The sequence below is a fragment of the uncultured Ralstonia sp. genome (assembly GCA_913056305.1).
Lineage (GTDB): Bacteria > Pseudomonadota > Gammaproteobacteria > Burkholderiales > Burkholderiaceae > Ralstonia.
Map to the genome: position 1 here is coordinate 1 of CAJXMR010000167.1, position 10,502 is coordinate 10,502.

General features: G+C 65.8%; 11 protein-coding genes. 8 read left to right on the forward strand and 3 right to left on the reverse strand.

All coding sequences use genetic code 11. The annotated features are described in order from the left end of the window. The 4 genes from QZ609_RS20015 to QZ609_RS20030 form a co-directional block, all read left to right on the forward strand. Positions 1 to 354 (forward strand): ABC transporter substrate binding protein (locus QZ609_RS20015; RefSeq protein WP_295498554.1); only part of this gene is annotated, 354 nt, incomplete at its 5' end. A gap of 176 nt (positions 355 to 530) precedes the next feature. After that, a complete protein-coding gene (locus tag QZ609_RS20020) occupies positions 531 to 1,451 on the forward strand; it encodes an ABC transporter permease (RefSeq protein WP_295498557.1) in 921 nt (306 codons plus the stop codon). A gap of 1 nt (position 1,452) precedes the next feature. Continuing rightward, complete coding sequence (locus QZ609_RS20025; RefSeq protein ID WP_295498558.1) at positions 1,453 to 2,247, forward strand: ABC transporter ATP-binding protein; 795 nt, start codon at positions 1,453 to 1,455, stop codon at positions 2,245 to 2,247. Positions 2,248 to 2,397: 150 nt separating this feature from the next. Continuing rightward, positions 2,398 to 3,510 carry a J domain-containing protein gene (locus QZ609_RS20030; protein WP_295498560.1) on the forward strand — a complete coding sequence of 371 codons (1,113 nt, stop codon included), beginning with the start codon at positions 2,398 to 2,400 and terminating at the stop codon, positions 3,508 to 3,510. Positions 3,511 to 3,592: 82 nt separating this feature from the next. Here the strand turns inward: QZ609_RS20030 and QZ609_RS20035 are convergent, their stop codons facing one another. Continuing rightward, positions 3,593 to 5,014 (reverse strand): MFS transporter, encoded by a 1,422-nt coding sequence (locus QZ609_RS20035; protein ID WP_295498563.1) that lies wholly within the window; start codon positions 5,012 to 5,014, stop codon positions 3,593 to 3,595. Next, positions 5,008 to 5,418 (reverse strand): cupin domain-containing protein, encoded by a 411-nt coding sequence (locus QZ609_RS20040; RefSeq protein WP_295498566.1) that lies wholly within the window; start codon positions 5,416 to 5,418, stop codon positions 5,008 to 5,010. Before QZ609_RS20040 ends, QZ609_RS20035 begins: the two co-directional genes overlap by 7 nt. 114 nt (positions 5,419 to 5,532) lie before the next feature. Here QZ609_RS20040 and QZ609_RS20045 point away from each other — a divergent pair, with 114 nt between their 5' ends. Beyond that, a complete protein-coding gene (locus tag QZ609_RS20045; protein WP_295498569.1) occupies positions 5,533 to 6,426 on the forward strand; it encodes a LysR family transcriptional regulator in 894 nt (297 codons plus the stop codon). A 68-nt stretch (positions 6,427 to 6,494) separates the two neighbouring features. Here the strand turns inward: QZ609_RS20045 and QZ609_RS20050 are convergent, their stop codons facing one another. After that, the gene (locus QZ609_RS20050) at positions 6,495 to 7,421 is read right to left on the reverse strand and encodes a LysR family transcriptional regulator (RefSeq protein ID WP_295498572.1); all 927 of its coding nucleotides are present in this window, start codon (positions 7,419 to 7,421) and stop codon (positions 6,495 to 6,497) included. 83 nt (positions 7,422 to 7,504) lie between these two features. On the opposite strand from QZ609_RS20050, the gene QZ609_RS20055 reads away from it, so the two are divergent. From QZ609_RS20055 to QZ609_RS20065, 3 genes are all read left to right on the forward strand, one after another. Next, entirely contained in the window at positions 7,505 to 8,335 is an 831-nt protein-coding gene (locus QZ609_RS20055) for a class I SAM-dependent methyltransferase (RefSeq protein ID WP_295498575.1), read from the forward strand. A gap of 20 nt (positions 8,336 to 8,355) precedes the next feature. Further along, a complete protein-coding gene (locus QZ609_RS20060; protein ID WP_295498577.1) occupies positions 8,356 to 9,186 on the forward strand; it encodes an MFS transporter in 831 nt (276 codons plus the stop codon). A gap of 564 nt (positions 9,187 to 9,750) precedes the next feature. Further along, positions 9,751 to 10,502, forward strand: a 752-nt coding sequence (locus QZ609_RS20065; protein ID WP_295498580.1) for an ABC transporter ATP-binding protein, incomplete at its 3' end; no start/stop codon positions are given.

Below are 10,502 nucleotides of genomic sequence, written 5' to 3' on the forward strand. Positions count from 1 at the left end.
GCCAAGAACCTGATCGGCAAGGTCGACGTGATCTACACGAACACCGACAACAACGTGGTGTCGGCGTACGAGTCGCTGGTGAAGGTGGCCAACGAAGCGAAGATCCCGCTGGTGGCTGGCGACACCGACAGCGTCAAGCGTGGCGCCATCGCCGCGCTGGGCATCAACTACTACAAGCTGGGCCGCCAGACCGGCGCCGTGGTCGCGCGCATCCTGAAGGGCGAGAAGCCGGGCGCCATCGCCTCGGCCGGCAGCACCGAGCTGGAGCTGTTCGTGAACCCGGGCGCGGCTGCCAAGCAAGGCGCCACCCTGTCGGCGGACCTGCTGAAGGACGCCAAGGAAACCGTCAAGTAAGTCGCAAGGCGCCAGGCTGGCTGCCGCCCAACGGAGCCGGCCCGGCGCGGATCTTGGCAGCCCGAGCCCACGCGCGGCTATCCGCCGCATCATGGCCGGGCGCTCGCGCTCTACCCACAAGCGTCCCCATCCATTGCATTCCGGCGTCGCGCCCAACCGCTGCGCCCACCTCTGTCATGTCACTGTTTTCCTTACTCGGCGCCCTGGAGATCGGCCTGATCTTCAGCCTCGTGGCGCTCGGGGTGCTGATCTCCTTCCGCATCCTCAACTTCCCTGACCTCACCGTCGACGGCAGCTTCCCCATGGGCGGCGCCGTGGCTGCCACGCTCATCGCCGGCGGACACGATCCGTTCATGGCGACCCTGTGCGGCACGCTGGCCGGCGCGGTCGCGGGCTTCATCACGGGCTGGCTGAACGTGCGCCTGAAGATCATGGATCTGCTCGCCAGTATCTTGATGATGATCGCGCTGTACTCGGTCAATCTGCGCATCATGGGTCGCCCGAACGTGCCGCTCATCTCCGAGCCGACCGTCTTCGCGATCCTGCAGCCGGACTGGATGCCCGACTACGTGTTCCGCCCGGTGCTGCTGGCCGTGGTGGTGGTCGTGGTCAAGCTGCTGGTGGACTGGTTCTTCTCCACGCAGGTCGGCTTGGCTTTGCGCGCCACCGGCGCCAACCCGCGCATGGCGCGCGCCCAGGGCGTGGCCACCGGCCGCGCCACGCTGGCCGGCATGGCGCTGTCCAACGCGCTGGTGGCACTGGCCGGCGCGCTGTACGCGCAGACGCAAGGCGGCGCGGATGTCTCCATGGGCATCGGCACCATCGTGATCGGCCTGGCCGCTGTCATCATCGGCGAGACCGTTCTGCCGGCACGCCGCCTGGTGCTGACCACGCTGGCCGTGGTGGTGGGCGCGATCCTGTATCGCTTCTTCATCGCCCTGGCGCTCAACAGCGATTTCATCGGCCTGCAGGCGCAGGACCTGAACATGGTGACCGCCGCGCTGGTGGTGATCGCCCTCGTGCTGCCCGGCATGCGCCGCAAGGTGTTCGGTGCACTCTCCCGCAGTGGTAACAACGGCGGCAACAAGGGGAACTGACATGCTGAGCGCACAAGGACTCACCCTCACCTTCAACCCGGGCACGCCCATCGAGACACGCGCGCTGCGCGGCCTGTCGCTGGAGATCCCGTCGGGCCAGTTCGTGGCCGTGATCGGCTCGAACGGCGCCGGCAAGTCGACCTTCCTGAACTCCATCAGCGGCGACCAGCTGGTCGACTCGGGCCGCATCACCATCGACGGCAACGACGTCACGCGTAAGACGGCGTGGCAACGTGCCGACCTGGTGGCGCGCGTGTTCCAGGACCCGATGGCCGGCACCTGCGAGAACCTGACCATCGAAGAGAACATGTCGCTGGCCATGTGCCGCGGCCAGCGTCGCGGCTTCAAGTTCTCGACCAACCGCAAGTGGCGCGAGATCTTCCGTGAGCAGCTGCGCCGGCTGGACCTGGGGCTGGAGAACCGGCTGACGGACCGCATCGGCCTGCTGTCAGGCGGCCAGCGTCAGGCCGTGAGCCTGCTGATGGCCTCGCTGCAACCGTCGCGCATCCTGCTGCTGGATGAGCACACCGCCGCGCTGGACCCGAAGACGGCTGCCTTCGTACTGGAGCTGACCGCCAAGATCGTCTCGGAAAGCAAGCTCACGACGATGATGGTCACGCACTCCATGCGCCAGGCGCTCGACTACGGCGATCGCACGGTGATGCTGCACCAAGGCAACGTGATCCTCGACGTGCAAGGCGAGGAGCGCAAAGGCCTCGACGTGCCGCACCTGCTGCAGAAGTTCGAGGAAACGCGCGGCGCCAAGGTGGACGACGACGCGCTGCTGCTGGGCTGATGCCAACGTCGCGTTCCAACGCACCATGAAGAACGGGCACCTTCGGGTGCCCGTTTTTTTTACACCGACGGAGTCGCCTCCCCGTGCGAAATCGCCTGCCTACAATGCACAGTCAACCATGATGTCTCTCGCATTCTCGAACACCCTGCCATGACCCGCGCGCACCGTCCGGCCATCAGCATCGCGCCCGCTGATAACGAGCAGGACGCGTCAAGGCTGTCGAAAGGACAGAAATCATTCAATGCGCTGATCAAGCAGATCGAGAATCGGCGCAAGCGGCTTGCCGACTGGGAAGCCGCCACGACGCAGTTTCAGACGCGCTATGCCTGTGAGTTCCTGCAGCTTGAGCGGGCCAGCACCGACTTGAAAATCCAGATGGTGCGCCGCCTCGATCAAGCCTACGAACACGAGGGACTCACCAAGGCAGAGCGTCGCAAAATATCCGCTCACATCGTCGATCTGGTCAGTGATTTGATTGACGAGGACACCAGCCTGAAGGCCATCTACAACAAGTACAGCGGAACGAATTTCGATCGCGAAGCCGCGCTTCAAGCCGCGGAGATGAAATCGATGCTGGAGGCGGCGCTCGGTGTCGACCTGGGTGATGACGCGGATCTGCATTCGCGGGAAGCGCTGCTGCAACGCGCCCGAGCGCACATCGAGCAACAGGCCGCCAAGAAAGCCGCAGTCGCAAGCAAGCGCGAGGCACGCCGGGCGGCTCGGGACAAATCAGCCAAGCAGCTTGCGGCAGAAGCGCGCGAGCAGGAGGAACAGGCGCAAATCAGCCTGTCCATCCGCGAGGTCTATCGCAAGCTCGCCAGCGCGTTGCACCCCGACCGGGAAACCGATCCGCAGGAACGGGATCGGAAGACCCGGCTCATGCAGCGCGTCAACGAGGCCTATGACAAGAACAACCTGTTGCAACTGCTGGAGTTGCAGCTTGAACTCGACCATATCGACCAGCGCTCAATCAACCACATCAGCGAAGCTCGGCTGACGCACTACAACCAGATTCTGAAGGACCAGGTGCGCGAGCTCGATCGACAAATCCATCGTGTCGAGATGACGTTTCGGCATACCTACGGGTACCAGCGAGCCGGGGCGCTGTCTCCGGATGCGGTCTTGCGACACCTCGCCACCAACATCGACGCGCTCCACCGACAGATTCGCAACATCGAGCAGGACCTTGCCGCATTTGACGACATCAAGCATCTGAGACGCATGCTGAAATCCAGCGCGCTGGTGAGGGCAGAGTCAGCCTGATTGTCGGCCGCTCCAACTCAACGAAAGCAGGCACCTTCGGGTGCCCGCTTTTTTTTTGCCTGCCAATGCCGATGCCATCCCGCTATTGCGCTGTGTATTGCGCACGCGCCCGAGCCATACTGGGCCGAACGAGCAGCACCAAGACCAGAACCAGCGCCAATGCCAGCATGACCGTGCCCATCGCGAACGCCGATGCGATCCGGTGGGCCAGCAACGCCCGCGCATCGAGTGCATGGCCTCCGGCCGCAGCAAACACGACCACCAGAACACCCAGCCCCAGCGAGCCGCCCAACTGGTGCGCCACATTGACCACGCCCGCAGCCGCACCAGCATCCTCGGCAGCCACACCAGCGATGCCCGCCACCGTCAACGGGCTGAGCGAGGCACCCTGGCCAAGCCCGATCAGCACCATCGGCAGCGCAATGCCGCTCAGGTAAGGCGTGCCGGCCCCCACGTTGCTGAGCCACGCCAGGCCGATCAACGCGAGCGTAAGACCGGTCGCCAGCAGGCGGCCGTTGCCGACGCGGCGTGTCAGCCGGGGCACCGCCAGGGCCGCCGCGAAGTTCGCCAGTGTCGCCGGCAGGAACGCCACGCCGGCTGCGAACGGGCTGTAGCCGAGCACCCCTTGCAGGAACTGCGTGGCGAAGAACCAGAAGCCCACCATGGCCCCCAGGAAGAGCACACGTGCGGCGTAAGCCCCTGCCCGTTCCCGGCTGGCAAACAGGCGCAGCGGCATGATGGGCTGCCGTGCATGCGCCTCGTTCAGAACAAAGCCCGCCAGCAGCAGCACGCCGATCGCCACTGTGGCCATCGTGACGGCATCCGCCCAACCCGTGCTTGCAGAGCGGACGATCCCGTAGATCAATGCGCTCATGCCCAGCGTCGAACTCAGCGCGCCCACGACATCGAACTGCCCCGCATGGCGCGGCGTTTCATCAAGAGTGCGGCGGGCACCCAGCAGCAAGGCCAGCCCGATCGGCAGGTTGATGAAGAAGCCGACGCGCCATGACAGCCAGCCGGCCAGTACGCCGCCTAGCACCAGCCCGATGCTGGAGCCAATGCCGGCCACGGCGCCGTAGTAGCCCACCGCCCGCGTGCGCTGCGGCCCTTCGGGAAAATGCGTGGTCAAGAGCGCCAGCGTTGACGGTGCCAGGATCGCCGAGCCCGCGCCCTGCACCGCCCGTGCCGCCAGCAGCCACGCCGCCGACTGCGCGACACCGATTGCCAGCGACGCCGCCGAAAACACCACCAGGCCGGTCATGAACATCCGGCGCCGCCCAAGAATGTCACCCGCCCGCGCCCCCAGCAGCAGCAAACCGCCAAGCGCAAGCGTGTAGGCGTTCTGCACCCACGACAGGCCGGCGGCGGAAAACCCCAGTTCATCGCGCAGCTTTGGCAGCGCGGCAATGACGATCGAGATATCGAGCACGATCATCAGGTAGCTGCCCAGCACGATCGCAAGCACGGCGTTGCGCCGTGAATCGCCTTCACGCTGCATCAGCATGCTCCCCGCTCGGCCTGGTATTGCGCATTGCTGACGTGTTCCATGAAGTCGGCCGTCTTGCCGCCCTGCTCCTCCTGGATGGCGATGTGCGCCATGGCCGTGGTGCTGCCGGCGCCGTGCCAATGCTTCTCGCCGGGCGGGATCCAGACCACGTCGCCGGGGCCGATCCGCTCGATGGGGCCGCCGTCACGCTGCACCAGGCCGCTGCCGGCGGTGACGATCAGGGTCTGGCCCAGTGGATGGGTGTGCCAGGCAGTGCGCGCGCCGGGCTCGAAGGTCACGCTCACGCCCAGTGCACGCGCCGGCGCATTCGCCGCAAACAAGGGGTCGACACGCACGGCGCCGGTGAAGTACTCCGCCGGCCCTTGCGTGGAGGGTTGGGCGCCGCTGCGTTTGATGTCCATGCGTCAGGTTCTTTCGATTGGCATGCCGCCAATGTACGGACCGCCCCGCGCGTTGATTAGATGGCAAAATCGGCAAGAGTCTATGAACCCTCCTCATGAATGCCGGAGTCTCCCATGCCACGCGAGAACTTCAACGATCTGCAAGCCTTCGTCCTGGTGGCGCGTGAGGGCAGCTTCACGCGGGCGGCGGCACAACTGGGGGTGTCGCAATCCGCGTTGAGCCATACCATCCGCGGGCTGGAAGCGCGCTTGGGCCTGCGGCTGCTGACCCGCACCACGCGCAGTGTCTCGCCCACACAGGCTGGGGAACGCCTGCTGCAGACCCTCGGCCCGCGCTTTGACGACATCGAAGCGGAACTCGCCGCCCTGAGCGAACTGCGCGACAAGCCCGCCGGCACCCTCCGCATCACCACCGCCGAGCACGCCGCTGACACGGTGCTCTGGCCCAAGCTGGAGACCTTCCTGCCCAGCTACCCGGACATCCGGGTTGAGATTTCCGTCGACTACGGCCTGACCGACATCGCAGCCGAGCGCTTCGATGCCGGCGTGCGTCTTGGCGATCAGGTGGCCAAGGACATGATCGCCGTACGTATCGGGCCAGACTTGCGCACGGCGGTGGTCGGTGCGCCCGGCTACCTTGCGCGCCGTCCGCCGCCGCAAACGCCGCACGACCTCACCACGCACAACTGCATCAACCTGCGGCTGCCCACGCACGGCGGCCTGCTGGTCTGGGAGTTCGAAAAGGCCGGCCAGGCCTTGAACGTGCGGGTGGAAGGCCAGTTGATCTTCAACAGCAGTACGCCACGGCTGCGCGCCGCACTGGCCGGCTTTGGCCTGGCGCTACTGCCCGAGGACATGGTCCAGCCGCACGTGGAAGCCGGGCGGCTCGTCCGTGTGCTGGACGACTGGAGCCCGACGTTTCCGGGTTATCACATCTACTATCCGAGCCGCCGGCAGTCCTCACCGGCATTTGCGCTGTTGATCGATGCGTTGCGCTACCGTGGCTAGCTGGATGGGACTTGCCTGTCTTCTTGATGGCGCGTCGGTTGCGCTTCTTCGGTCTGCTGCGCGTTGATTCAGTTGATGTCGCGCCCTGCCGGGCGGTTCTTCACATGATCGATGAACGCGCGCAGCTTCGGCAGGATCTGCCGGCGGCTTGGATAGTAGAGAAACACGCCAGGCGCCACCGGTGCGAACCGCTCCAGCACCTGCACCAGCTTCCCCGTTCTCACCCCTTCGGCGACCATCGGCTCAGGTAGCTGGGCAAGGCCCATGCCTTCGACGGCCGCGCCAAGCATGGTGGGGAAATCGCTGGCGATCAGGGGGCCGGCCACGGCGATCTCAACGCTGCGGCCATTGTCGTTGAAGGTCCAGTGCGCGAGCGCGCCGCTGGACCGCCGCCACCGCACGCAGGCGTGTTGGCGCAGATCGTCCGTATGCTCAGGCCGGGGATGCCCGGCGAAGTAGGCGGGGCTGCCGACGACGACGAGACGAAAGGGCGGCGTCAGCGGTACCGCGACCATATCGGCCGCGATGAACTGGCCGAGCCGGATGCCGGCGTCGAACCCCTTCTCTGCAATATCCACCAGTTCCTCGCTGGCCGCGATCTCCACCTCGACCTCAGGGTTGGCCTGGCAGAAGGATGCGATCAGGGGCTCCAGCAGGATCGGGACAACCGCGCGCGGCACTGCCAGACGCAACAATCCGGCGGGCCGCTGGCCAAGCCCGCGCGCGACCTGACTGGCGGCGACCAGCTCCTCGAAGGCGGGCTTTGCGCGCGCAAGAAACCGTTCTCCGGCTTCGGTCAGGCCGACACTACGCGTGGTGCGTGTGAAGAGCGCTGCGCCAACACGCGTTTCCAGCACACGCACCGCTTGGCTGATGGCCGAAGGCGTCACCCCGAGTTCCGCGGCTGCCTTGCGAAAGCTGCGATGCTGGGCAACGCTCAGGAACGCTTCCACGCCATCGAGCGCGCCCTGCCTGACTGTGAAGTTCTGCTTCATGGCCCGTCAACATTGCAATGAATAGTCGCCCGCGCGAAGCGATAGTACAACTAAGCTGCAAACCAAGCGTGAGGAGCCTAGCAATGAATGATGCACTTGATGGCGTGCGCGACCACTACCGCGCGACCGGCCTGACCGAGCGGCTGAAGACGGCGCTCACAGCCCTTGGACCGGAAGACCAGCCGCTCACACCGCAGCACCTGAGCGGCCTGGACCAGTTTCACACCCGTGGGCTGGCGGCCACCGCCGAGCTTGCGCAATTGGCCGGGATCACCGCCGGCATGTCGGTGCTGGACGTCGGTTCAGGCGTGGGCGGGCCGGCCCGCTTTCTGGCCGCGACGGTTGGCTGCCGGGTCACGGGGGTCGACCTGAGCGAACCGTTTGTGGATGCCGCGCGCTATCTCACCCAGCGCACCGGGCAGAGCGAGCAGGTGTCGTTCCAAACCGCCAGCGCCCTCGAACTGCCCTTCGACGGCAGCAGCTTCGACGCCGTCTTGCTGCAGCACGTGGCCATGAACATCGCCGACCGCGCACGGCTTTACCAAGAGATCCGGCGCGTGTTGAAGCCACGCGGACGGTTCGCGACCTACGACGTCGTCGCCAACGGCAGTGAACCGCACTACCCCGTGCCCTGGGCGCAAGCGCCGACCACCAGTTTTCTCCTGACCGCCGATGCCACGCGCACAGCCATCGAGCAAGCGGGTTTCCGCACGCTGGCATGCCACGACGACACCCAAGCCGCCAAGGCCTGGGCCGCCCAACTGCGCGAGTCCGGGCCGCCACCCTCCCCCAATCTTGGCGTCCTGATGGGGCCGGGCTTCGGGCAGCTGCTTGCCAACCTAGCGCGCAATCTACTGGAAGGCCGCGTCGGCATTCTCACCGCGGTGTTCGAGGTCGCGTCCACGCACGCTTGAATGCACCTGGAGAACCGATGATGACCACCGCCACCGCTCCCAGCAGCATCCTCCCGCCGCGCCCCACCTGGCGCGGCCTGCTCTGGATCGTCCCGCTGACCGTCCTGTGGATTGCGCTGGTCGGCTGGCAGCCGATCATCGAGACCAGCGGCATGACGACCACGGCCCACCAGTTGATGGCCCACGCGCTGATCGCGCTCGGGCTGTGGCTCGGCCTCGAACGCACCGACCTGACGCCGCGCCAACGCCGCGCGACCTGGCTGGCGGTCATGGCCACCGACACACTTTGGTTCGCGCTCGCCTGGAGCGCGGCGATCAACGGCGTCTTTCGCGCGGATGCGTCACCGCTGCCGTCGCTGCCGTTGGCGATCTTCCTGCCGGTGATCATCGGCGCACCGTTGTTACTGCTCTCGAAGCGGGTGGGGCAAGTGCTCGATGCGATGCCGGCTAGCTGGCTCATCGCGCTCCAGGTCTACCGCATCTTCGGCGGCTGGGCGCTCGCTGCCTGGCTGAATGGCGCGCTGCCCGGCGTGTTCGCGTTGCCGGCGGGCATCGGCGATGTGCTGACCGGTGTGTTTGCGGTGTCGGCCGCCACCGCCGTGGCAAGCGGCACCCCCCAGGGGCGCAAGACCGCGATCGCCTGGAACCTCCTCGGCCTCACCGACTTTGCCGTCGCAATCACCCTGGGGATGATCACTTCGCCCGGACAGTTCCAGTTGATCGTGCCGGATGTGCCGAGCATTGGCGCCGGCGTGTATCCGGATGTGCTGACGCCGGCGTTCGTGGTGCCAAGCTCGATCCTGCTGCACGCGCTGTCGCTGCGCCAGTTGATGCGGCGACGCGCCGGCTGACGCATCGAGCCGATCCTCGTCACGCCCCTCCAGCGCGCAGTGAAAGACGGGCACCTTCGGGTGCCCGTTGGCTTTGGTGCGGGAGTCCGACCACATATCGACGGCCATCCGGGTTGCTGCAAGACAACATCCGCGTGACTCCGGCCCGCGACTTCTCGCCTTCACCCAATGGCCGCGCACCGTTTTCGGGACTGTGCAGCGCACCAATCTCAGGCACGCCAACCGCGCTTTCCGACTGCCTCAATTGGCTCCATCCGATCATCCCCACCGTTGCGACATCAGCACCCGCGGCCGCCTACACTCAACCGATGCCGCCGGATGCCAGAAATGCCCGCCATGCTTGCCTGGGCAAGCCATCAGGGCTTTTCCCTATTGTGGTGCCGGAGGGGCTAAGGCCCGCTTGCGGTGCCGGCTGCGTCACGCAAAATGGCTCCATCAAATAACCAGGATTGGGTCCACTTGATAAAACCATGAGCCGCTATATTCCGTTCACAGTCCGACACAACGTTGACACCTTGAGACGTTGAGCGTGTTGGCCGGAGCAGCAAGCGCAGGGAGACAAGCATGAAGACCGACGACGTTATCGTCAGCTTTCGCGGTGTACGCAAGACCTATGACGGCGAGACCCTCGTCGTCAAGCATCTGGACCTGGACATCTACCAGGGCGAGTTCCTCACCTTGCTCGGGCCGTCCGGCTCCGGCAAGACCACCTGCCTGATGATGCTGGCCGGGTTCGAGTTCCCGACCGGCGGCGAGATCCGCCTGGAAGGCACGCTGCTGAACACCGTGCCGCCGCACAAGCGCAACATCGGCATGGTGTTCCAGAACTACGCGCTGTTCCCACACCTGACAGTGGCGCAGAACGTCGAGTACCCGCTGACGGTGCGCAAGATCCCCGCCAGCGAGCGTGCCGACCGCGTGCACAAGGCGCTACAGATGGTGCGCATGGAAAGCTTTGCCAAGCGCTATCCGGCGCAGCTCTCGGGCGGCCAGCAGCAGCGCATTGCGCTGGCCCGCGCGCTGGTGTTCGAGCCCAAGCTGGTGCTGATGGATGAGCCGCTCGGCGCGCTCGACAAGCAGCTGCGCGAGCACATGCAATACGAGCTGAAGTCGCTGCATGAAAAGCTCGGCGTGACCTTCGTCTACGTGACGCACGACCAGGGCGAGGCGCTCACCATGTCCGACCGCGTGGCGGTGTTCGACAAGGGCATCGTGCAGCAGCTCGACACCGTGGACAGCCTGTACGAATCCCCCTGCAACGAGTTCGTCGCCAACTTCATCGGCGACAGCAACACGCTGCGCGGCACCGTCACCCG